Genomic DNA, 23,398 nt, shown 5'->3' with positions numbered 1-23,398 from the left:
GAAATAGCTCATACTGTCCACAGGTGACAACTTCATCTGATATATGCGGCCAGTTGGAGCGACGGGGGAACGAACCGTGGACGCAGAATCACGACGTGCCTCGCATCCCGCTCACAGCGACCATCACAACGCGATCTCCGGCGGTGTCCTGCACGGTGGCGTCGTACAGGCCGGCAGCGTCGGCGACATCCATTGGCACGCGGCTCCCGCGGCGCCGGTTCCCGTGGAACTGCCGGTGCCCCGGCAGTTGATCGCAGGTCCGCGCCGACTGGTGGGCCGGGCACGGGACTTGGCCGCTCTGGACGCGCTGCTCCTCGACACCGGACGCGACGGCCCCTTGGTGGCCGTCGTCAACGGCCCCGCGGGCGTGGGCAAGACGGCCCTCGTCTCGTACTGGCTGCGCGGCAAGGCCGACGACTTCCCCGACGGACAGCTCTACGCCGATCTGCGCGGGTACGCGCCGGAGGGGCCGGCGGAACCGTCCGAGGTGCTGGGGATGTTCCTGCGCGCGTTCGGCGTGACATCCGTGCCGTCGGGACTGGCCGAGACCGCCGCGCTCTGGCGCTCGGTCACCGCCGGCCGGCGGCTGATCCTCATGCTGGACAACGTCGTGTCGGCCGCGCAGGTCAGGCCGTTGCTGCCCGCGGCACCCGACGTCGTGGTCGCCGTCACCAGCCGGAGGCGGCTGACCGGCCTCGGCCTCGAGGGCGCCGCCTTCCGGCCCCTCGGCTTCCTGGACGCCGACGCGTCCGCCGAGATCCTCCGGCAACGGCTCGGCGCGGGACGGGTGGCGGCCGAGCCGGCCGCGGCCCGCCGTGTGATCGAACGCTGCGGCGGCCTCGCGCTCGCGGTCTGTGTGGCCGCGGCACGGATGGCGGCCCGGCCGGGCCAGCCCTTGGCCGTCACCGCGGAGGCGCTCGACCGCGGGGCGGAACGGCTGACCGTATTACGCGCCGGAGAGGGGATAGCCGTGCAGAGCGCGCTCGACGCCTCGTACCGCTTCCTGCCGGAGGACGCCGCCGCGCTGTACCGGCTGCTCGGCGTGCTGCCCTTCGCGGACTTCCCGCCCGAACTCGCCGCGGCCGCCTGCGGACCGGCGCCGGACGGCGCCGTCCGGCGGATCGACGCGCTCGCCGAGGTGAGCCTGCTGGAGCAGACCGACGACGGGCCCGAGCACTACCGCTTCCACGACCTGGTCAGGCTCCACGCCCGCGGCCTCGCCGAGACCGTCGATCCCGTCCCCGTGCGTCGCGCGGCCGTCCGCCGCGCGCTGGAATGGTGCCTGGCGACCGCCACCGCCGCCGAGGCGCTGATCCTGCCCTCGCACCGCACTCTCGACCGCGACTACGAATTCCCGCCGGTCACACCCACCGGCGACGCGTTCGCCGGGGAGCAGGACGCGCTCGGCTGGCTGGGCCGCGAGCAGAGCCGTTTGATGATCGCCCTGCGCGCGGCCGTGGACGCCGGATGGGACGGCCTGGCCTGGCAGCTCACCGACGCGATGTGTCCGCTGTTCCTGCGGCTGCGGCCCTACGACGCGTGGGTGGAGGCCCACCGCATCGGCCTCGACGCGGCCCGCCGGGCCGCGCACGTCGAGGGCGAGATGCGGATGCTGACGTCCGGCGGGACGGGGCTGCGCAACGCCGGCCGGCCGGAGGAGGCCGTCGGCTGGTTCGGCCAGGCGCTCGCCCTGGCACGTCGGCACGGCAACCGTCGGATGGAGGCCCAGGCCCTGCACGGCCTGGGCCAGTCGCATCACCTGGCGGGACGGCCCACCGAGGCGGTGCGCTGGTTCACCGAGGCCCTGGCGATCAGGGAGGAGATCGGATACGCCCGCGGCGCGGCCCTGAGCCGGCTGTCCCTCGGCGATGTCGCGCTGTCGGCGGGACGGCCGGGCGACGCGGTACGGGAGTTGGGCCGGGCACGGGCCGAGCTGCTGGCGGCGTCGGACACGTACGACGCCGCCAGGTCCATGGCGCTGCTCGGCCGGGCGCACGGCGAGGAGGGCAGGACCGACCTCGCCGAACGCTGCCTGCGCCAGGCGGCCGAGGAATTCCGTACGGCCGGTTCCGTGCACTGGGAGGCCCGGTCGTACGAACTGCTCGGCCTGGTGCACCGGCGCTCCGACCGCCCGGACGACGCCCGCCAGGCGTTCGAGCGGTCGCTGCGGCTCTACGAGGGTGTCGGCGCCCCCGATGTCGTCCGGCTGGAGGGACACCTTGCGCCGGATGGGCACCCTGAGGCGGGTACCGCCCCGATGACGGACGGGCCGGACGCGCCGGACACTCCGCCGCCCGGCCCCCGGGCCTCATAGGTCTCCGGCGTCATCCGGACCCGGCCGAGGCCGCGGGCGAGGACGTCCACGGGGCCGTCCACCGGCAGCCGCGCCGCCGCCCACGCGTGCAGCAGCGAGCCGACAGCCGCGGCGGCGGGCCAGGCGGAGCGCGCGAGCCCCCGACCCGGACCCGGCGTGAACCGTGCCGCCCACACCACCGCGGGCATCGCGGCGCACAGAGCCACGCACAGCCCCTGCCCGTAGCCCACGCAGACCACCAGCGCCCCGGGCCGGATCCGGCGTGCGATGCCGGCCCGTTCGACGGCCGCGGCGCGGCCGGACGCCGGCCCGGCGGACCACAGCACGTCGGCGCACCCCTGCCACCGCACGTCCTGCGCGCCGTCCAGGCAGACACTCAGATGCTCGTCGCGGATGACGGCGGAGCCGCCGGGCAGCCACAGAGCCACCCCGACCTGCCGGCGACCGAGGGCGGGTCTCACACGTCACCGCCGGACACCAGGGCGGTCGGCAGCGGCTCGGGCAGGGGCAGCGGCCGGGTCGACGGCTCGTGCGCCGGTTCCCCGATCCGCAGTAAGCGGTACAGCAGCTTTCTCATGTTCCGGTTGAAGCGCCCCGGCTCGGACGAGATCCGGTCCGCGATGCCGTGGTACGCCCGCGACTCGTAGTGGTCCCGCGCGTACGCGAGCTGTCGCGGCAGCGGGTGTGTGGGCGACAGCGCGGGTGCCAGCGACGCGAGGGCCGTCGCGGGCGAGCGGGGATTGACGCCCTGCCCGGGGAACCGGGTCATCACGATCGGTACGTCGCACATGGACGCGTACAGCGTGACCGAACCGTGGTCGCCCAGGACGAAGTCCGCGCCGACCAGCAAGGGGCGCCAGTCGGCTTCCGGCGTGACGAGCGGCACGGCGCCCTGGCCGTTCTCCCGCAGCCAGGCCCGGATCTGCCAACCGCCGTGTCCCGACCACACGTTGGGGTGCAGGAGCAGCGCGGTGCGGTAGCCCGCGACCGGATCCAGCTCGGTCAGCAGGCGCGGCAGCAGCGACTCCATCCGGTTGAAGCTCGATCCGGTGCCCCAGGTGGAGGAGACCAGCACCAGCTTCTCGCCGTCGCGCAGCCCCAGGGCCCGCCGGTAGTCCTCCCGCAGCGGGAGGCTGCGCGCGATCCGGTCGTACGTGGCGTCCCCGACCACCTCGGCGATCGGCAGCGCCTCGGGGCAGGTCCGCGACAACTGCGCGAGGTCGTCGTCGTGGGCGAGCGCGTACGCGGCGGGCACGACCCTGTCGCCCCACATCAGGTAATTCCTGCCGAGCCCGCCGACCGTGCGCGAGGGCGCGTCGCCCGGCCGGGACAGCTTTGTGTGCCCCGCCCCGTGCGGCACCCGCAGCACGGGGCCGTGCAGCTGTTCAAGGCCCTGGGAGCCCGCGGCCAGGATGAGGTCGAACTCGGTGGTGACGGCCTTGGACCAGGGCAGCACCTGTCCGTCCAGCGCCTCCAGATAGCGGAGCACCCGCGGGTTGAAGGCGTGCGGGGCCATTGTGAACATCACATGGATCCGCAGATCGGAGCGGAGCAGCTCGAACACGTCCTCCAGCCGCTGGCCGTACACCAGTGTGTGGACCACGACCAGGACCTTCTTGCAGTCGGACAGTGTGGCCCACTGTCCGGGGTCGCGTATGACCGGGCCGCTCGGCCCGCTCACCGTTGCCATGGGTGAAACCCCCCGTCGAAACGACGTCCAGCGACCGGCGCCCGGCCGCGTAGGACGGCATTCCCCGGCCCGCTGGCGGAAGGCATGCCAAACCCTTGCGGAAACCTTGCCGGGAGCGCGCGGCCCGCTCCTGGCCCCACGGCGTCAAGACGCCGTCAAGGTCGCCCCCCGGGGAGCCCCGGCGCCCGATATGCCGGGTTCCGCCGTTCTAGAGTCGGAGTGTGCGCCTCCCGGGCCGGCCGGGCGAAGGGCGCGGCTGAGCGGGACGATGGAGCTATGGCACGCGGGAAGCTGCGCATCTATCTCGGGGCGGCGCCCGGGGTGGGGAAGACGTACGCCATGCTCTCCGAGGCACACCGGCGGGCCGAGCGCGGCACGGACGTGGTCGTCGGGTACGTGGAGCACCACCACCGGCCGCGCACCGAGGTGATGACGGCGGGCCTGGAGGAGGTCAGGCGCAAGGAGATCGAGTACCGGGGGACCGCGTTCACCGAGATGGACGTGGCAGCGGTGCTGGAACGGGCGCCCGAAGTGGTCCTGGTGGACGAGCTGGCGCACACCAATGTGCCGGGCTCGCGGAACGCCAAGCGCTGGCAGGACGTCGAGGAGCTGCTGCGGGCCGGGATCGACGTGGTATCCAACGTCAACATCCAGCACCTGGAGTCACTCGGCGACGTGGTCGAGTCGATCACCGGGGTGCGGCAGCGCGAGACGGTGCCGGACGAGGTGGTGCGCAGGGCCGACCAGATCGAGCTGGTCGACATGTCGCCGCAGGCGCTGCGCCGCCGGATGGCGCACGGCAACATCTACGCGCCCGACCGCGTCGACGCGGCGCTGTCCAACTACTTCCGCCCCGGCAATCTGACCGCGCTGCGCGAACTGGCGCTGCTGTGGACCGCGGACCGGGTCGACGAATACCTCCAGCAGTACCGCGCAGACCATCGGATATCCGCTGCCTGGCAGGCCAGGGAGCGGATCGTGGTCGGCCTGACCGGCGGCCCCGAGGGCCGTACGCTGCTGCGCCGCGCCGCCCGGATGGCGGCCAAGGGCTCGGGCAGCGAGATCCTCGCCGTGCACATCGTGCGCAGCGACGGCCTGGCGTCGGGCTCGGCCAAGGAACTGGCGGTGCAGCGCACCCTCGTCGAGGACCTCGGCGGCTCCTTCCACCACGTCATCGGCGACGACGTGCCCGACGCGCTGCTGGACTTCGCGCGCGGCGTGGACGCCACCCAGATCGTGCTCGGCACCAGCCGCCGCAAGACGTGGCAGTACGTGCTCGGGCCGGGCGTCGGCAGCACCGTGGCGCGCGAGTCCGGCGACATCGACGTGCACATCGTCACCCACGAACACGCCGCCAAGGGCCGCGGCCTGCCGACCGCCCGCGGCGCGAAACTGGGCCGCTCGCGGATCGTCGCGGGCTGGCTGACCGGCGTCGCTGGACCCGTCGCGCTCGCGGTGCTGCTCACCAACTGGCACCCCGGGATGAGCCAGGGCACCGAGATGCTGGTCTTCCTGACCATGACGGTGGCCGCCGCGCTGGTCGGCGGCCTGCTGCCCGCGCTGGCCGCGGCGCTGCTCGGCTCGCTGCTGCTGAACTACTACTTCACACCGCCGACGCACTCCTTCACCGTCGCCCAGCCCGAGAACATCATCGCCATCGCGATCTTCATCGTGGTCGGCGCCGCCGTCTCCTCGGTGGTGGACCTCGCCGCCCGCCGCACCCAGCAGGCCGCCCGGCTGCGCGCCGAGGCGGAGATCCTGTCGTATCTGGCGGGCAGTGTGCTGCGCGGCGAGAGCTCGCTGGAGGCCCTGCTGGAGCGGGTCAGGGAGACCTTCGGCATGGACGCGGTGGTGCTGCTGGAACGGGACAGCGAGCACGCGGCCTGGCACTGCGCGCAGAGCGTCGGCGGCCGGCCCTGCGTACGGCCGGAGGACGCCGACGTGGAGGTGCCGGTCAACGACCGGCTCACCCTGGCGCTGACCGGCCGCGTGCTGCCCGCCTCCGACCGGCGTGTGCTGTCCGCCTTCGCCGCGCAGGCCGCCGTCGTCCTGGACCGCAAGCGGCTCGCCGACGAGGCCGCGCAGGCCCGCGAGCTGGCCGAGGGCAACCGGATACGCACCGCCCTGCTCGCCGCCGTCTCGCACGACCTGCGCACCCCGCTGGCCGGGATCAAGGCGTCGGTGTCCTCGCTGCGCTCCGCCGACGTCGCCTGGTCGCCGCAGGACGAGGCGGAGCTGCTGGCCGGGATCGAGGACGGCGCCGACCGCCTCGATCACCTGGTGGGCAATCTGCTGGACATGTCCCGGCTGCAGACCGGCACCGTCTCGCCGCTGATCCGCGAGCTGGACCTGGACGAGGTGGTGCCGATGGCGCTCGGCGGGGTGCCCGAGCAGAGCGTCGCGCTCGACATACCGGAGACGCTGCCGATGGTCGCCGTCGACCCCGGCCTGCTGGAACGCAGCGTCGCCAACATCGTCGAGAACGCCGTCAAGTACAGCCCCGAGGGACAGAAGGTGCTGGTCGCGGCAAGCGTCCTCGGCGACCGCGTCGAACTGCGCGTCGTCGACCGAGGCCCCGGGGTGCCGGAGAGCGCCAGGGACCACATCTTCGAGCCGTTCCAGCGGTACGGCGACGCGCCGCGCGGCAACGGCGTCGGCCTCGGCCTCGCGGTGGCCCGCGGCTTCGCCGAGGCGATGGGCGGCACGCTGGTGGCCGAGGACACACCGGGCGGCGGCCTGACCATGGTGCTCAATCTCCCCGCGGCGCCCGGCGACGCGGGCGGCGGCGGCCGTACGACCGCACCCGACCTGCCCGCGACGGCCGTCACATGAGGGCGGCTCCCGGGACCGGCCCCCGGATCAGCGGCACCGCCGGCCCCAACGACATCGGCACCGAGAAGAACGACAAGAACGACAAGAACAAGAAGAGGACGCACATGTACCGGGTGCTCGTGGTCGACGACGAGCCGCAGATCGTCCGCGCCCTCGTCATCAATCTGCGGGCCCGCGCCTACGAGGTGGACGCCGCGCACGACGGCGCCACCGCGCTGCGGGTCGCCGCCGCCCGCCACCCCGACGTGGTGGTCCTCGACCTCGGCCTTCCCGACATGGACGGCGTCGAGGTGATCCGCGGCCTGCGCGGCTGGACCCGGGTGCCGATCATCGTGCTGTCCGCCCGGCAGGCGTCCGACGAGAAGGTGGAGGCGCTGGACGCGGGCGCCGACGACTACGTCACCAAGCCGTTCGGCATGGACGAGCTGCTGGCCCGGCTGCGCGCCGCCGTCCGCAGGGCCACGCCCACCGGACCGGACGACGACGCGGCCGTCATCGAGACGGAGACCTTCACCGTCGATCTGGCGGCCAAGAAGGTCAACCGCGGCGGCGCCGACGTACGCCTCACGCCGACCGAATGGCACCTGCTGGAGGTGCTGGTCCGCAGCCCGGGCCGGCTGGTCAGCCAGAAGCAGCTGCTCCAGGAGGTCTGGGGGCCCGCCTACGGCACCGAGAGCAATTACCTGCGGGTCTACATGGCCCAGCTGCGCCGCAAGCTGGAGGCGGACCCGGCCAGGCCCCGGCACTTCATCACCGAGCCGGGGATGGGCTACCGCTTCGAGCCGTAGCCGTAGCCGTAGCCGTGCCGTGTCGTAGCGGCGTTGTCCACAGGCCGCCTTCGGGGCCATGACCGGGCCGTGCCCGCCCGGTACGCTGGAGGTTATGAGTGGTGCCATCCGTTCGGACCGACCCGCGGGACGCTTCCGCCGCATGCTCGACCGCCTGTCCTCCTCGCAGGAGGAGCTGCACTCCGAGGAGCTGCGCAAGGACGCCCTGGCGGTGGGCTGCACGAGGATCAGTGACTGCTCCGACCGCCAGATAGTGTCCGTCACCGGTACGCTGCGTACGGTCACCCTCCGTCCCCGGGCGGGTGTGCCCGCGCTGGAGGCGGAACTCTTCGACGGGTCCGCCGCGCTCGACGTGGTCTGGCTCGGCCGCCGCAGTATCAACGGCATCGAACCGGGCCGCCGGATCATCGCCTCCGGCCGGATCTCGATGAACCGGGGTCGTCCGGTGCTGTTCAACCCCAAGTACGAACTGCGTCCGGTCGGACAGGAGTAACAGGTGGCGTCGATCGACAACACGGACCAGACGGTCACGGACGACCGGACGGTCCCCGGTGACCGGACAGGCCCCGACGACCAGGCGGTCGCGGGCGACGGGACCATCACCGACGAGGCGCGCGCGGTCACCGAGGCCGCGCTCTTCGACGCCTTCGGCGGGGTGCGCGGCATGGTGGAGACCACCGTGCCGGGGCTGGTCTTCGTCGCGATCTACACGGTCAACAAGGACATCAAGAGCTCGGCCATCGCGGCGCTCGCCCTGTCGGTGCTGATGGGCGCGGCCAGGCTGGCCCGCAAGGACACCCTCAAGCACGCCTTCAGCGGTGTCTTCGGTGTCGCCTTCGGCGCGGTCTTCGCGATGATGTCGGGCAACGCGAAGAACTTCTACCTGCCCGGCATGCTCTACACGCTCGGCCTGGCCATCGCGTATCTGGTCTCCGCCGCCGCCGGCTTCCCGCTGCTCGGCCTGATCCTCGGGCCGATCTTCAAGGAGAATCTGTCCTGGCGGAAGCGCAACCCGGGCCGGCTGCGCGCGTACACCAAGGCGAGCTGGGCCTGGGGCCTGATCCTGCTGGCCAAGTCCGCGATCCTCTTCCCGCTGTACTGGTGGGGGAACGCCACCCAGCTCGGCTGGGTCAAGGTCGCCCTCGGCATCCCGCCCTTCCTGCTGTCGGTCTACCTGACCTGGATCTTCCTGGTGAAGGCGCCGCCGCCGATCGACGTGATCGCGGAGATGGAGGCGGCCGAGGCCGCCGAGAAGGCGCGGAAGGCCGAGCAGGCGGAGCAGACCGGACAGCCGGAGAAGGCCGAGAAGTCCAGCGGCCCGCCGAAGCACGCGCGCCCCTGACCACCGCACGGAGAGCGGCCCCGTACCCGACATGAGCGTCGGGTACGGGGCCGCTTCCCGTACGGCGCGGGTGGATCACCCGCCGGTCGACTACGCGTCGCCGCCCGCGTCCTGGCCGGGCCCCTGCACCGACAGCAGGTCCTCCAACTGCTCCTCGCGGTGCGGCGCGGCCACGAACAGCAGCTCGTCGCCCGCCTCCAGCGCGTCGTCCTTGGACGGTGTCAGGACGCGGTTGCCGCGGATGATGGTGACCAGCGAGGTGTCCTGCGGCCACTCCACGTCGCCGACCCGGGTGCCGACCAGCGCCGCCTCCTCCGGCAGCGTCAGCTCCACCAGATTCGCGTCGCCCTGGCTGAAGCGCAGCAGCCGTACGAGGTCGCCGACGCTCACCGCCTCCTCGACCAGTGCCGACATCAGGCGCGGGGTGGAGACGGCGACGTCCACGCCCCACGACTCGTTGAACAGCCACTCGTTCTTCGGGTTGTTCACCCGGGCGACCACCCGGGGCACCCCGTACTCGGTCTTCGCCAGCAGCGACACCACCAGATTGACCTTGTCGTCACCGGTGGCGGCGATCACCACATTGCAGCGCTGGAGCGCCGCCTCGTCCAGCGAGGTGATCTCGCAGGCGTCGGCGAGCAGCCACTCCGCCTGCGGGACCCGTTCCACCGAGATGGAGGTCGGGTTCTTGTCGACGAGCAGCACTTCGTGCCCGTTCTCCAGCAGCTCGCCGGCGATGGACCGGCCGACCGCACCGGCCCCGGCAATGGCGACCCTCATCAGTGCGTCTCCTCGGGACCCTTGGCGAACGCCGCCTCGACCTCGGCGACCCCGTCGGTGCGCATGATCACATGCACCAGGTCGCCCTCCTGCAGGACGGTCTGCGACGTCGGCACCGTCGCCTCGCCCAGCCTGGTGAGGAACGCCACACGGACGCCCGTCTCCTCCTGGAGCGTGCTGATCTTGTGACCGATCCACGCGACGGAGGTGTGCACCTCCGCGAGCTGCACACCGCCGCTCGGGTCGCGCCACAGCGGCTCGGCGCCGGACGGCAGCAGCCTGCGCATCATCTGGTCCGAGGTCCAGCGCACGGTGGCCACCGTGGGGATGCCCAGCCGCTGGTACACCTCGGCGCGGCGCGGGTCGTAGATCCTGGCCGCCACGTTCTCGATGCCGAACATCTCGCGGGCCACCCGGGCCGCGATGATGTTGGAGTTGTCGCCGCTGCTGACGGCCGCGAAGCCGCCGGCCTCCTCGATTCCGGCCTCGCGCAGCGTGTCCTGGTCGAACCCGACTCCGGTCACCCGGCGCCCGGCGAAACCGGAGCCCAGGCGGCGGAACGCCGTCGGGTCCTGGTCGATCACCGCGACCGTATGACCTTGCTGTTCGAGGGAGTGCGCGAGAGTGGAGCCCACTCGCCCGCATCCCATAATCACGACGTGCACGACCGTCCTTCCGGCTGTCACAACCTTTGTCGCTGAGCCACTCAAGCGTCTCAGACCGCGGCCAAAGCTACACACGCGTGCGGCGGGCGAGAAGGTTGCGCCGGGCGGTCGCACAAGTTCGCCACCTCGGCCACCCGGCCCGTCACCGACTCGACCGCACTCCGTAGGGCAGTGGGGGGAGCGTCGGTATTGACGATCCCTTAACATCGCGGGGTGTCCAAACTGACCGACCTGCCGAAACGGATCCTGATCGGCCGGGCGCTGCGGAGCGACAAACTGGGGGAGACGCTCCTCCCCAAGCGGCTCGCCCTACCCGTCTTCGCCTCGGACCCGTTGTCCTCCGTCGCGTACGCGCCGGGCGAGGTCCTGCTCGTCCTGTCCATCGCGGGGGCGTCGGCCTACCACTTCAGCCCGTGGATCGCGGTCGCGGTCGTCGTGCTGATGTTCACGGTGGTGGCGTCCTACCGGCAGAACGTCCACGCCTACCCCTCCGGCGGCGGCGACTACGAGGTCGCCACCACCAACCTCGGGCCCAGGGCCGGACTCACCGTCGCCAGCGCGCTGCTGGTCGACTACGTGCTCACCGTTGCCGTGTCCGTCGCCTCCGGCATCGAGAACCTCGGCTCCGCCGTGCCGTTCTTCGCCGAGCACAAGCAGCTCGGCGCGGTCGGCATGATCATCATCTTGATGCTGATGAATCTGCGCGGCGTACGCGAGTCGGGCACCATCTTCGCGATCCCGACGTACGCCTTCGTCTTCGGCGTCTTCTGCATGATCGCCTGGGGCATCCTCAAGATCGCCACCGGGCACGACATGCACGCGCCCACCGCGCACTACACGATCCACGCGGAGAATTCCGGGCTCGGCGGCTTCGCGCTGATCTTCCTGCTGCTGCGCGCCTTCTCCTCCGGCTGCGCCGCGCTCACCGGTGTCGAGGCGATCAGCAACGGCGTCCCCGCGTTCAAGAAGCCCAAGTCCAAGAACGCCGCCACCACGCTCGCGGCGATGGGCCTGCTGGCCGTCACCATGTTCTGCGGCATCATCGCGCTGGCCATGAACACCAAGGTGCACATGGCCTCCAACCCGGCCACCGACCTGCTGAACAACGGCAAGCCGGTCGGCTCCGGCTACACCCAGGACCCGGTGATCGCCCAGGTCGCCGAGGCGGTCTTCGGGCACAATTCGATCCCGTTCGTCTTCCTGGCCGCGGTGACCGCGCTGGTGCTGTTCCTCGCGGCGAACACCGCGTACAACGGCTTCCCCGTCCTCGGCTCGATCCTCGCCCAGGACCGCTACCTGCCGCGCCAGCTGCACACCCGCGGCGACCGGCTCGCCTTCTCCAACGGCATCGTGATGCTGGCCGGTTTCGCCTGCGTCCTCGTCTACATCTACGGCGCCGACTCCACCCGGCTGATCCAGCTCTACATCGTCGGCGTCTTCGTCTCCTTCACGCTCAGCCAGACCGGCATGGTCCGGCACTGGAACCGCAAGCTGCGCACCGAGACCGACCAGGCCAAGCGCCGCCACATGATCCGCTCCCGCGCGATCAACACCTTCGGCGCCTTCCTCACCGGCCTGGTGCTGGTGATCGTGCTGCTGACGAAGTTCACCCACGGCGCCTGGGTCGCGGTGCTCGGCATGGTCGTCTTCTACGCGGTGATGACCGCGATCCGCCGCCACTACACCCGGGTCGCCGACGAGATCGCCGCCGCGGACGAGCCCGGCGACGACTACGTACGCCCGTCCCGCGTGCACTCCATCGTGCTGGTCTCCAAACTGCACAAGCCGACCCTGCGGGCCCTGTCGTACGCCAAGCTGATGCGCTCCGACACCCTGGAGGCGCTCAGCATCAATGTCGACCCCGACGACACCAAGGCGCTGCAGAGCGAGTGGCAGCGCCGCGGCATCGACGTCCCGCTGAAGATCCTCGACTCGCCGTACCGCGAGATCACCCGGCCGATCATCGAGTACGTCCGCGGCCTGCGCCGCAGCTCGCCGCGCGACGTGGTCAGCATCTACATCCCCGAGTACGTCGTCGGCCACTGGTACGAGCACTTGCTGCACAACCAGAGCGCGCTGCGGCTCAAGGGGCGGCTGCTGTTCACCCCCGGTGTGATGGTCACCTCGGTGCCCTGGCAGCTCGAATCCTCCGAGGCGGCCAAGGTACGGGCCAGGCGGCGCGCGGACTGGAACGCCCCCGGCGCCATCCGGCGCGGCCCCGTCGCCCCGCCGCGCCGGGACAAGGAACACAGCGCGAAGCAGAAGTAGCGCGGCCGGCCGGTGCGCCGCGGGGCCGTAGACTCAGTGGCTTGTCCTGACGACCCCGTCGTCCCCCGGAACGACCCCGTCGTCCCCTGAAGCCCTGGAGCGCCGCGCCCATGCAGTCCGAATCCGCCCCCTCCGCCGCGTCCCTGGTCGGCAAGGAGTACGAGGTCGAGGTCGGCCCGGTGGCGCACGGCGGCCACTGCGTCGCCCGTACGGAGGCCGGGCAGGTGCTCTTCGTCCGGCACACGCTGCCCGGCGAGCGGGTCGTGGCCCGGGTCACCGAGGGCGAGGAGGGCGCGCGCTTCGTCCGCGCCGACGCGGTGGAGGTGCTGACCGCCTCCAAGGACCGGGTCGAGCCGCCGTGCCCCTTCTCAGGACCCGGCCGCTGCGGCGGCTGCGACTGGCAGCACGCGGCGCCCGGCGCGCAGCGCCGCCTCAAGGCCGCCGTCGTCGCCGAACAGCTCGAACGCCTCGCCGGGCTCACCCCGGAACAGGCCGGCTGGGACGGCACCGTGATGCCCGCCCCCGGCGACAAGGTCGCCAAGGGCGAGGTGCCCGCGTGGCGGACCCGCGTGCAGTACGCGGTCGACGCCGAGGGCCGCGCCGGGCTGCGCAAGCACCGCTCGCACGAGGTCGAGGTCATCGACCACTGCCTGATCGCGGCGCCCGAGGTCGACGAGCTGGGCGTCGAGGCCAGGACCTGGCCGCAGATCGCCACCGTCGAGGCCATCGCCGCCACCGGCTCGCACGACCGCCAGGTCATCCTCACCCCGCGCCCCGGCGGTCGGCTGCCGATCGTCGAACTCGACCAGCCCGTCTCCGTCCAGCGGATCGGCGAACGCGACCACGCCGTGCACCGCGTCCACGGCCGCCCCTTCGTCCGCGAACGCGCCGCCGGCCGCACCTGGCGGGTCGGCGACGGCGGCTTCTGGCAGGTCCACCCCAAGGCCGCCGACCTGCTCGTGGAGGCCGTCATGCAGGGACTGATGCCGCGCCGCGGTGACATGGCCCTCGACCTCTACTGCGGTGTCGGCCTCTTCGCCGGCGCGCTCGCCGAACGCGTCGGCGACCAGGGCGCCGTCCTCGGCATCGAATCGGGCAAGCGCGCCGTCGAGGACGCCCGGCACAATCTCCAGGACTTCGACCGGGTCCGCATCGAGCAGGGCAAGGTCGAACAGGTTCTGCCGCGCACCCGTATCGACTCCGCCGACCTCATCGTCCTCGACCCGCCGCGGGCCGGCGCCGGCAAGCAGACCGTCCACCACCTCGCCTCGCTGTCCCCCCGCCGCATCGCCTACGTCGCCTGCGACCCCGCCGCCCTCGCCCGCGACCTCGCCTACTTCGCCGAAGCCGGCTATCGCTCCACCACCCTGCGCGCCTTCGACCTCTTCCCCTTCACCCACCACGTGGAGTGCGTGGCGATCCTCCAGCCGGAGCGCCAGGGCGGCTGAGCCGCGCACGGGGTGCCGGAGGACTGCCGGAGGACGGTCAGGTCCGGACGTCAGGTCTGCGGGAGGTCGATGCCGTAGTCGCGGATCTTGCGGTAGATGGTGGCGCGGGAGAGGCCGAGGGCGCGGGCGGCCTCGTTCTTGTGGCCCTGGGCGTCCAGGAGACTCTGCACGATCGCGTCGCGTTCGAGGGATTCCAGCGGGCTCAGGACGCGGCGGCCGACGGCGCGGCACTCCGGGGGGAGGTCGGCGGGTTCGATGACGCCGGAGCGGCGGTTGCGGACGACCTTGGCGAGGGCGGCCCGCAACTGGCCGATGTTGCCGGGCCAGGCGGCGCGCATGAGGAGCTGGAGGGCGGCGCGCGAGCACGTCGGCACGGGCTGGGAGGCGACCTGGGCGAGCAGCACCGGCACCAGCTCGCGGACGTCCTCGATGTGGTGGCGCAGCGGCGGCACCTCGACCGCGCCGGGGAAGGTGCGCAGCAGCGGGGCGATCACGCCCTCGCGGTCGAGTGGCTGGTGAGTGGCCGTCACCCAGCGGCGCTCCCCGGTGCGTTCGGCGTCCTTGCGGTGCTGCCGCAGCAGGACGGTCAGCTCCTGGGCGGTCACCGGCGGCAGCCGGTCGATACGGCGCAGCACCAGGGCGCCCGAGGTCTCCTCGGTCAGCTCCCGCCGCACTTCGGCGAGGAAGAGCCGCGGATCGCTCTGGTCGACCACATGGAAGCGGCCGGCCGGGTCGTGCCGCCGGTGCACGGCCCGCAGTACGGCGAGCTTCCCGGCGCCCGCCTCGCCGTGCACGGTGATCCACTCGCGCTCGCGGTAGCGGGCGGCCACGTCGTCGCAGGCACGCTGCCACAGCGCGCCGGAACCGGCGATGCCCGGCAGCGCCGGCCGCGGTGACGGCAGCAGCGGCACCCCGGCGCCAGCCTCGGTCAGCCGCACCCTGACCACCCCGCCGGCCGGTCCCGACGCGGTGTGCACCGGAGTGCAGAACATCCGGGCCTTGGCGCCGCTGGGCAGATCGGTGTCGAGCGTGGCCCGCCGGCTGCCGAACATCGCCTCGGCCGCCGCGCCCAGCAGCGCCGTCTGGTCCTGCGGCGCGAGCAGCTGCCGGGCGTGGTCGTTCATCATCACGACGTTGTTGTTGAGCGCGAAGACGATGCTCGTACCGCGACGGCAGGCCCGCAAATACTCCTGGAACAGCGCGAATTCGCGCAGCCCGGTGAGCGTGGTCAGCTCCCGCTCGATGTGCCCCGCGGTGGTCTTGGCCAGCGCCAGCAGCAGCGGTCCCGCGTCCCGGCTCCAGCAGGTCAGGTCCAGCACCCCCAGCAGATGACCGGAGACCGGGTGCCGTACGGGCACGCCCGCGCAGCCCAGCTCCTCCAGATTCTCCGCGTAGTGCTCGTGCCCGAACACGCCCGTGGCCCGGCCGCCCTCCAGCGCCGTACCGATGCCGTTGGTGCCGACGTACTGCTCGGCGTAGCTGAAACCGGGCGCGAGCTGGACGCGGTCCAGGTGCGCCTCCAGCCGGCGGTCGCCGGTGCGGCGGTCGAGGACGACGCCGTCGGCGTCGGTCAGCACGATGCTCACCGCGTCGTCGCCGAGCTGCTCCAGCAGCCGCCGCAGCACGGGCGCGGCGCCGTGCACGAGCGGCGTCTCCAGATCCGGGTCCTTGTCGTACGCCAACTGCACGTGGTCGGCGGCGATGTTCCAGGTGCGCGAGCGCCACCACGAGGCGGCGATCGTCTCCCTGACCTTGTCGGAATCGACCGTGCCGACCGTCAGGAAGCGTTCGCGCGCGGCGGCCAGCGTGTCCGACGGGCGTTCCGACGGCCGGTCATACGGCCGGTCGGACGGCCGTTCCGGCGGCGGACGGTGCGGACGCGATAGCTCGGAGTCTGTCGGCGGCACGATGTGTCTCCCCTGCCCGGCTCACGGCGTGCCCATTTCAGGCACGCGTCCATCATGTGACCGGGCCGGGACGAGAGGAAGACCGCGCTTCGTCTCATATTGAGACCGCCGCCACCGGTCCCGTGCCGTGTGATTCCTCCCACCAGAACGTGTGAATCGAGCCCGGCCGAGGCGCAGTCGCGGGCGCCATGGCCGTGGGCCACCCGACCGCCGGAGAGATCCGGCCACTGGAGAGATCCACCGGAGGCAAGGCATGAGCCGACAGAGTCTGAGCAAGGCTCACAAGAAGATCACCGAACTGTCGTGGGAGCCGACCTTCGCCACACCCGCGAAGCGCTTCGGCACCGACTACACGTTCGACAAGGCGCCGAAGAAGGACCCGCTCAAGCAGATCCTGCGGTCCTACTTCCCGATGGAGGAGGAGAAGGACAACCGGGTCTTCGGCGCGATGGACGGCGCCATCCGGGGCAACATGTTCCGGCAGGTGCAGGAGCGCTGGATGGAGTGGCAGAAGCTGTTCCTGTCGATCATCCCGTTCCCGGAGATCTCCGCCGCCCGGGCCATGCCGATGGCCATCGACGCGGTGCCCAACCCGGAGATCCACAACGGCCTGGCCGTGCAGATGATCGACGAGGTACGGCACTCGACGATCCAGATGAACCTCAAGCGCCTCTACATGAACCACTACATCGACCCCGCCGGGTTCGACATCACCGAGAAGGCGTTCTCCAACAGCTACTGCGGCACCATCGGCCGCCAGTTCGGCGAGGGCTTCATCACCGGCGACGCGATCACCGCGGCCAACATTTATCTGACGGTCGTCGCCGAGACCGCCTTCACCAACACGCTGTTCGTGGCCATGCCGTCCGAGGCCGCCGCCAACGGCGACTATCTGCTGCCGACGGTCTTCCACTCGGTGCAGTCCGACGAGTCGCGGCACATCTCCAACGGCTACTCGATCCTGCTGATGGCGCTCGCCGACGAGGACAACCGCAAGCTGCTGGAGCGCGACCTGCGCTACGCCTGGTGGAACAACCACTGCGTGGTCGACGCGGCGATCGGCACCTTCATCGAGTACGGCACCAAGGACCGCCGCAAGGACCGGGACAGCTACGCGGAGATGTGGCGCCGGTGGATCTACGACGACTACTACCGCAGCTACTTGATCCCGCTGGAGAAGTACGGCCTCACCATCCCGCACGACCTGGTCGAGGAGGCGTGGGACCGGATCTACAACCAGCACTACGTGCACCGCGTCGCCCAGTTCTTCGCCACCGGCTGGCCCGTCAACTACTGGCGGATCGACCCGATGACCGACCGGGACTTCGAGTGGTTCGAGGAGAAGTACCCCGGCTGGTACAACCAGTTCGGCCGCTGGTGGGAGGAGTACAGCCGGCTCCGGCACCCGGGCGCCAACAAGCCGATCGCGTTCGAGAACGTCGGCTACGAGTACCCGCACCGCTGCTGGAGCTGCATGGTGCCCTGCCTGATCCGCTCCGACATGGTCACCGACAAGGTCGACGGCCAGTGGCGCACGTACTGCTCGGAGACCTGCGCCTGGACCGACAAGGTGGCCTTCCGGCCGGAGTACGAGGGCAGGCCGACGCCCAACATGGGCCGGCTGACCGGCAAGCGCGAGTGGGAGACGCTCTACCACGGTCAGGACCTCGCCGACATCATCACCGACCTCGGCTACGTCCGCGACGACGGGCGGACCCTGGTCCCGCAGCCGCACCTGGACCTGGACGACCCGAAGAAGCTGTGGACCCTGGACGACGTCCGCGGCATCACCTTCAACAGCCCCAATGTGCTGCTCAACCAGATGTCGGACGCCGAGCGCGAGGCGCACGTGGCCGCGTACCGGGCGAACCCGAACGTCACCCCGGCGGCCTGACCTACGGCCGTCCGCGTCCCCGCCGCGCCCCGACCGCGCGGCGGGGACCCGTAACCCCCGTGTGACTGGAGGAGCGACGTCATGTCCGACACCCACAAGGTGCGATTCGAGCCGGTGGGCATTGAGATCGAGGCCGCCGAGGACGAGACGGTGCTCGATGCCGCCTTCCGGCAGGGCGTCACGCTGATGCACGGCTGCAAGGAGGGCCAGTGCTCGGCGTGCAAGTCCTTCCTACTCGACGGCGACATCCAGATGCGCCGGTACTCCACCTTCGCGCTCGCCGACTACGAGAGCGACGAGGGGTACGTGCTGCTGTGCCGGTCGCACGCCTACAGCGACGTGGAGATCGAACTCGTCAACTACGACGAGGACATGATCAGGTCCGGCCTGCCGGTGCTCGACGTGACCGCGCGCGTCGCCGCCCTCGACGACCTCACCCACGACATCTCGCTGCTCCGCCTCACGCTCCCCGAGCAGTCCGGATTCCGCTTCCACCCGGGCCAGTACGTGGACATCGGGGTGCCCGGCACCGATGAGCACCGCTCGTTCTCGATGGCCAACACCTCGGCGGCCGACGGGCAGTTGGAGTTCATCATCAAGCGGTATCCCGGCGGTCGCTTCTCCGGCCTGCTGGAGGACGGGCTCACGGTCGGCGACCGGCTCGACCTGAAGGGCCCATTCGGCACCTTCACCCTGCGGGCCGGCTCCGACCGGCGGCTGGTCTTCGTCGGCGGCGGCGCCGGCATGGCGCCGATCCTCGCGCTGCTGCGGCAGATGGCGGACAGCGGGACCGATCGTGAGGCCGTCTACTACTACGGCGCCAGGACCGAACGCGACCTGTTCCACCTGGAGGAACTGGCCGCGATCGCCGACCGGCTCCCCGGCTTCCGCTTCGTGCCGTGCCTGTCCGAGAGCTGGCCGGAGGGCTGGCCGGGCGCCGCCGGGGACGGCGAGACGGGCCTGGTCACCACGGCGCTCGCCGCCCGCGAACAGGATCTGGCCGACTGCGACGTCTACCTCTGCGGCCCGCCGCCGATGATCGACGCCGCCCTGCCGCTGCTGGAGAGCCTTGGCGCGCCCGAGGAACAGGTCTTCTTCGACAAATTCACCATCACCGCGGCGGCCGAGGACTGACGGCCGCCACTGAGAACGCCCCCTGACCAGAGAAAGGTGTGTGCGTCATGGCGAGTGCGGAGACCACCCCGCAACGGACCTTCCCGCAGCTGGAATTCACCGGCGCGGAAGCGGGCCTGCGGGAATTCCCCGGCTCCAGGAGCCGCGCGTACAACTACTTCACCCCGCAGAAACTGCGCGCCACGATGTACGAGGACGTCACCTTCGACGTCCAGCCGGACCCCGAACGGCACCTCAGCCAGGGCTGGATCTACGGATTCGCCGACGGCCCCGGCGGCTACCCCAAGGACTGGACGCTGCTCAAATCCAGCGACTGGCACCGCTTCCTCGACCCCAACGAGGAGTGGGAGCAGACGATCTACCGCAACAATTCCAGCGTCGTCCGGCAGATCCAGCTCAATCTGGAGAACGCCAGGAAGGCCGACGCGTACGCCGGCTGGTCGTCGGGCTGGGTCACCTTCGTCGAGCGCAATCTCGGCGCCTGGATGCACGCGGAACACGGCCTGGGCATGCATGTGTTCCTCTCAGAACAGCGGTCCGCGCCCACCAACATGATCAACAACGCCATCGCGGTGAACAGCGCCCACAAACTCCGCTTCGCGCAGGATCTCGCGCTGTACAACCTGGACCTGTCCGAGTCCGACATCGCCTTCGACGGCGGTGTGCACAAGCGCACCTGGCAGCAGGACCCGGTATGGCAGGGCGTCCGGGAGAACGTCGAACGCCTCACCGCCATCGGCGACTGGGCGGAATCCCTCTTCGCCGCCAATGTCGTCTTCGAATCCCTGGTCGGCGTCCTCTTCCGCAGCCACCTGGTGATGCAGATCTCCGCGCGCAACGGCGACTACGTGACGCCCACCCTGGTCGGCGCCGGCGAGCACGACTACGACCGCGACCTGCGCTACACCCGCGCGCTGTTCCGGCTGCTGACCGGCGACGAGACGTACGGCGCCGCCAACCGGGACGTCCTGCAGGGCTGGCTCGACAAGTGGGTGCCGAGCAGCGTCAGGGCCGCGCACGAACTGCAGCCGATCTGGTCCCAGCCCCAGGACAGGGTGGTCACCTTCGCCGATTCCTGGGCCCACGCGGTCAGCGGCTTCCGCGGCCTGCTGTCCGACCTCGACCTCTCCGAGCCGAAGGGACTTGCCCAGTGACGAAATTCGCCAGTGACCGCACCTTCTCCGACATGTGCGGCGTGACGCTGATGAACAACCAGAACGGCCATGTCGTCGCCGAGATCATGCGCGGCAAGACCGGGGTGACCGTCGAGGAACTCCCGTCGATGATCCGCGTCGACGGAAAGGGCAGCCTGCTCTTCGACTTCGCCGAGATCACCGACGCGATCGGCTTCGAGTTCGACCAGTCGGACTTCGAGGAGATCATGTCGACCCACTACGGCCGCATGGTGCACTTCGACGACCGCACCATGCTCTTCTCCAGCCCGGAAGCGGCGGCCGAATACATCGACTTCGACCTCAAGCCCGTCGGCTAGAACGCCAGGAGAGGACGCACATGTACACCAAGGACGGCACGTCCTACTTCGTCGTCGACAGCCATGTGGCCCTGTGGGACGGCAGCCCGCAGAATCAGGCCAACCGGTACGGCAAGGGCTTCATCGAGTGCTTCTACGACTACCACCGCAACCTCAGCCCGAAGGAATGGCTCTGGCCGCTGGACAAGTTCGAGAAGTACTCCGAGGCCGACCTGATCCACGACCTCTTCGAGACCGGCCACGTCGACCGGGCGATCTTCCAGCCCGCGTATCTCAGCGACTTCTACACCACCGGATTCCACCAGCGCGAAAGGGCGCTGGCGCTGACCCGGGAACACGCCGACAAACTGGTGCTCAACGACGCCTGGGACCCGCGCGACCGCGAGGCCGGGCTCGACCGCCTCGAAGAACTCGCCGCGGTCGACGGCGGACTGAAGGGCGTCAAGCTCTACACCGCGGAATGGCGCGGCGACTCCAAGGGCTACAAGCTCACCGACGAGTGGTCGTACCGCTATCTCGCCAAGTGCGAGGAGCTGGGCATCCGCAACATCCACATCCACAAGGGCCCGACCGTCTACCCGCTCAACCGGGACGCCTTCGACGTCGCCGACGTGGACGACGTGGCGAGCGCCTTCCCGAACCTCAACTTCGTCGTGGAGCACGTCGGGCTGCCCCGCCTGGAGGACTTCTGCTGGATCGCCACCCAGGAGCCCAACGTCTACGGCGGACTCGCCGTCGCCATCCCGCTGATGCACACCAGGCCGCGCTACTTCGCCCAGATCATCGGCGAGTTGCTGTACTGGCTGGACGAGGACCGCATCCTGTTCGGCAGCGACTACGCGATCTGGCACCCCAAGTGGCTGGTCGAGCAGTTCGTCGACTTCCAGATCCCCGAGGACATGCGGTCGGAGTACGGCGAGCTGACCACCACGGTCAAGCGGAAGATCCTCGGCCTCAACGCGGCCCGGCTGTACGACCTCCAGGTGCCGGCCGAACTGTCGCTGCCCGCAGCGGAGGTCGTGGCATGACCACCGTCACCCGGCCGCCCGACCGGACCCGTACCGGTGTCGAGGAGCGGGTCTGGGCCGCGCTCGGCACCGTACGCGACCCCGAACTCGACCAGCCGATCACCGCCTTGTGCTTCGTCACCGAAGCGGTGGTCCGCGACCACGGGCCGGCCGGCAGCGCCGTCCTGGTCCGGCTGCGGCTGCCCACCTACTTCTGTGCCCCCAACTTCGCCTTCCTGATGGTCGCCGACGCGCACGACGCCGTACGCGCGGTGCCCGGCGTCACGGCCGTCGAGATCCGCCTGGAGGACCACTTCGCCGCCGACGAGATCAACGCCGGCGTCGCCGCGCAGGGCGGATTCGCCGGCACCTTCCCGCAGTTGGCGGGCGGCGAGCTGGCCGAGCTGCGGCTGGCCTTCCTGCGCAAGGCCCATCTGGCCTGCCTGGAAAGGGCCTGCCGACGGCTGCGCCAGGACGGCTGGCAGGTCGAGGACCTGACGCGGGCGCGGCTGTCCGACCTGCCCGCCTCCCCGGAACGGGACAGCCTGCTGCGCCGTCGCGCCGACCTCGGCCTGCCGACCGACCACGACGCGCCCCTGGTCGTGCACGACGACGGCACACCGGTGTCCGCCGACGACCTGCCCGCCCGGCTGCGCTTCGCCCGGGCGGTGCGGGTCAGCGTCGACGGCAACGCCACCATGTGCCGCGGCCTGCTGGAGACCCGCTACGGCGTACCGGCGGCCGACGAACACGGCACCGACGGCGCCAGCGCCGCCCCGTCACCGGACGAGGAGGACGCACGATGAAGGCCGTACGGCTCAGCAAGTACGACAACACCCCGGACCTCGTCGTCGTCCCCGACCCGAGGATCACCTCACCGCTCGACGTCGTCGTCCGCGTCGGCGGGGCCGGGGTGTGCCGCACCGACCTGCACATCATCGAAGGCCAGTGGCAGGCGAAATCCGGCGTGGAACTGCCCTACACGCTCGGCCACGAGAACGCCGGCTGGGTGCACGAGGTGGGCTCCGCCGTCACCGGCATCGAGGTCGGCGACCCCGTCATCCTGCACCCGCTGGCCACCTGCGGGCTGTGCCGGGCCTGCCGCGACGGAGACGACGTGCACTGCACGGCCTCGGCCTTCCCCGGGATCGACACCGACGGCGGCTACGCCGAGCTGATCAGGACCAACGCCCGCGCGGTGGTCAAGCTCGACCCGGCGCTGCAACCCGCGGACGTGGCCGCGCTCGCCGACGCCGGGCTGACCGCGTACCACGCCGTACGCAAGGCCGCCCGGCTGCTGCGGCCCGGCGACACGGTCGTGGTGATCGGCGCGGGGGGCCTCGGCCACATCGGCGTCCAGGTGCTGCGGGCGCTCACCGCCGCCGAGATCGTCGTCGTGGACCGCTCCTGGGACGCGCTCGCACTCGCGGAACAGCTCGGCGCCGACCACATCGTGCGGGCCGACAGCCGGCAGGTCGCTGCGGTGCTGGAACTCACCGGCGGCCACGGCGCCGAGGCCGTCATCGACTTCGTCGGCGAGGGCGGCGCGGTCGAGGCGGGCGTGGCGATGCTGCGCAGGGCCGGGAACTACTACGTGGTCGGCTACGGCGGCGCCCTCCAGGTGCCGACCATCGACGTCATCTCCACCGAGATCAACTTCATCGGCAATCTGGTCGGCTCCTACAACGACCTGGCCGAACTCATGGTGCTCGCCGCGCGCGGCAAGGTCGCGCTGCACACCACGACGTATCCGCTCGGCGAATACGCCACCGCCCTGGAGGACCTGGACCGGGGCAAGGTCCGCGGCCGGGCGATCCTCGTCCCCTGAGCAGAAGGG

The 23,398-nt window shown here is 71.0% G+C and carries 18 protein-coding genes; 14 read left to right on the top strand and 4 right to left on the bottom strand.

What is annotated here, in order from left to right; all coding sequences use genetic code 11:
- The first annotated feature begins 76 nt into the window (after positions 1-76).
- Positions 77-2,314: a tetratricopeptide repeat protein gene (locus tag BM076_RS12590; RefSeq protein ID WP_177246424.1), complete on the top strand. Its 2,238-nt coding sequence runs from the start codon at positions 77-79 to the stop codon at positions 2,312-2,314.
- Between the two features lie 457 nt (positions 2,315-2,771).
- On the opposite strand, the gene BM076_RS12585 is transcribed toward BM076_RS12590, so the two are convergent.
- Complete coding sequence (locus tag BM076_RS12585; RefSeq protein WP_177246423.1) at positions 2,772-4,004, bottom strand: hypothetical protein; 1,233 nt, start codon at positions 4,002-4,004, stop codon at positions 2,772-2,774.
- Between the two features lie 276 nt (positions 4,005-4,280).
- Here BM076_RS12585 and BM076_RS12580 point away from each other — a divergent pair, with 276 nt between their 5' ends.
- The 4 genes from BM076_RS12580 (at position 4,281) to BM076_RS12565 (ending at position 8,966) form a co-directional block, all read left to right on the top strand.
- A complete protein-coding gene (locus BM076_RS12580; protein WP_093713553.1) occupies positions 4,281-6,836 on the top strand; it encodes a sensor histidine kinase in 2,556 nt (851 codons plus the stop codon).
- Between the two features lie 104 nt (positions 6,837-6,940).
- The gene (locus BM076_RS12575) at positions 6,941-7,624 is read left to right on the top strand and encodes a response regulator (RefSeq protein ID WP_093713670.1); all 684 of its coding nucleotides are present in this window, start codon (positions 6,941-6,943) and stop codon (positions 7,622-7,624) included.
- A 94-nt stretch (positions 7,625-7,718) separates the two neighbouring features.
- The gene (locus BM076_RS12570) at positions 7,719-8,117 is read left to right on the top strand and encodes an OB-fold nucleic acid binding domain-containing protein (protein WP_093713552.1); all 399 of its coding nucleotides are present in this window, start codon (positions 7,719-7,721) and stop codon (positions 8,115-8,117) included.
- Positions 8,118-8,120: 3 nt separating this feature from the next.
- Positions 8,121-8,966 (top strand): DUF3159 domain-containing protein, encoded by an 846-nt coding sequence (locus BM076_RS12565; protein ID WP_093713551.1) that lies wholly within the window; start codon positions 8,121-8,123, stop codon positions 8,964-8,966.
- Positions 8,967-9,056: 90 nt separating this feature from the next.
- Here the strand turns inward: BM076_RS12565 and BM076_RS12560 are convergent, their stop codons facing one another.
- Together BM076_RS12560 and BM076_RS12555 are read right to left on the bottom strand one after the other, a co-directional pair.
- On the bottom strand, positions 9,057-9,746 hold the full coding sequence (locus tag BM076_RS12560; protein WP_093713550.1) for a potassium channel family protein: 690 nt from the start codon (positions 9,744-9,746) through the stop codon (positions 9,057-9,059).
- Positions 9,746-10,411 (bottom strand): potassium channel family protein, encoded by a 666-nt coding sequence (locus tag BM076_RS12555; RefSeq protein ID WP_093713549.1) that lies wholly within the window; start codon positions 10,409-10,411, stop codon positions 9,746-9,748. Before BM076_RS12555 ends, BM076_RS12560 begins: the two co-directional genes overlap by 1 nt.
- 213 nt (positions 10,412-10,624) lie before the next feature.
- Between BM076_RS12555 and BM076_RS12550 the strand changes: the two genes are divergently transcribed.
- Positions 10,625-12,679 (top strand): APC family permease, encoded by a 2,055-nt coding sequence (locus BM076_RS12550; protein WP_093713548.1) that lies wholly within the window; start codon positions 10,625-10,627, stop codon positions 12,677-12,679.
- A 110-nt stretch (positions 12,680-12,789) separates the two neighbouring features.
- On the top strand, positions 12,790-14,127 hold the full coding sequence (locus BM076_RS12545; protein WP_093713547.1) for a class I SAM-dependent RNA methyltransferase: 1,338 nt from the start codon (positions 12,790-12,792) through the stop codon (positions 14,125-14,127).
- A 50-nt stretch (positions 14,128-14,177) separates the two neighbouring features.
- Here BM076_RS12545 and BM076_RS12540 read toward each other — a convergent pair whose 3' ends face one another.
- Positions 14,178-16,034: a sigma-54-dependent Fis family transcriptional regulator gene (locus tag BM076_RS12540; protein WP_093713546.1), complete on the bottom strand. Its 1,857-nt coding sequence runs from the start codon at positions 16,032-16,034 to the stop codon at positions 14,178-14,180.
- Positions 16,035-16,287: 253 nt separating this feature from the next.
- Here BM076_RS12540 and BM076_RS12535 point away from each other — a divergent pair, with 253 nt between their 5' ends.
- From BM076_RS12535 to BM076_RS12505, 7 genes are all read left to right on the top strand, one after another.
- Positions 16,288-17,928, top strand: a complete 1,641-nt coding sequence (locus BM076_RS12535; RefSeq protein WP_093713545.1) for a ferritin family protein — start codon at positions 16,288-16,290, stop codon at positions 17,926-17,928.
- An 81-nt stretch (positions 17,929-18,009) separates the two neighbouring features.
- On the top strand, positions 18,010-19,062 hold the full coding sequence (locus BM076_RS12530; RefSeq protein ID WP_093713544.1) for an FAD-binding oxidoreductase: 1,053 nt from the start codon (positions 18,010-18,012) through the stop codon (positions 19,060-19,062).
- A gap of 47 nt (positions 19,063-19,109) precedes the next feature.
- Positions 19,110-20,216: an aromatic/alkene monooxygenase hydroxylase subunit beta gene (locus tag BM076_RS12525; RefSeq protein ID WP_093713543.1), complete on the top strand. Its 1,107-nt coding sequence runs from the start codon at positions 19,110-19,112 to the stop codon at positions 20,214-20,216.
- Positions 20,213-20,554 (top strand): propane 2-monooxygenase effector subunit MimD, encoded by a 342-nt coding sequence (gene mimD / locus BM076_RS12520; RefSeq protein WP_245796008.1) that lies wholly within the window; start codon positions 20,213-20,215, stop codon positions 20,552-20,554. Before BM076_RS12525 ends, mimD begins: the two co-directional genes overlap by 4 nt.
- A 20-nt stretch (positions 20,555-20,574) precedes the next feature.
- Positions 20,575-21,582, top strand: a complete 1,008-nt coding sequence (locus BM076_RS12515) for an amidohydrolase family protein (protein ID WP_093713542.1) — start codon at positions 20,575-20,577, stop codon at positions 21,580-21,582.
- Complete coding sequence (locus BM076_RS12510) at positions 21,579-22,367, top strand: iron-sulfur cluster assembly protein (protein WP_093713541.1); 789 nt, start codon at positions 21,579-21,581, stop codon at positions 22,365-22,367. Before BM076_RS12515 ends, BM076_RS12510 begins: the two co-directional genes overlap by 4 nt.
- Positions 22,364-23,389, top strand: a complete 1,026-nt coding sequence (locus BM076_RS12505) for an NAD(P)-dependent alcohol dehydrogenase (RefSeq protein WP_093713540.1) — start codon at positions 22,364-22,366, stop codon at positions 23,387-23,389. Before BM076_RS12510 ends, BM076_RS12505 begins: the two co-directional genes overlap by 4 nt.
- The last annotated feature ends 9 nt before the right edge of the window (positions 23,390-23,398 follow it).

This window comes from Actinacidiphila alni (assembly GCF_900112845.1).
Classification (GTDB): Bacteria; Actinomycetota; Actinomycetes; order Streptomycetales; family Streptomycetaceae; genus Actinacidiphila; species Actinacidiphila alni.
This window is presented reverse-complemented; position numbering and strand designations above follow the sequence as displayed.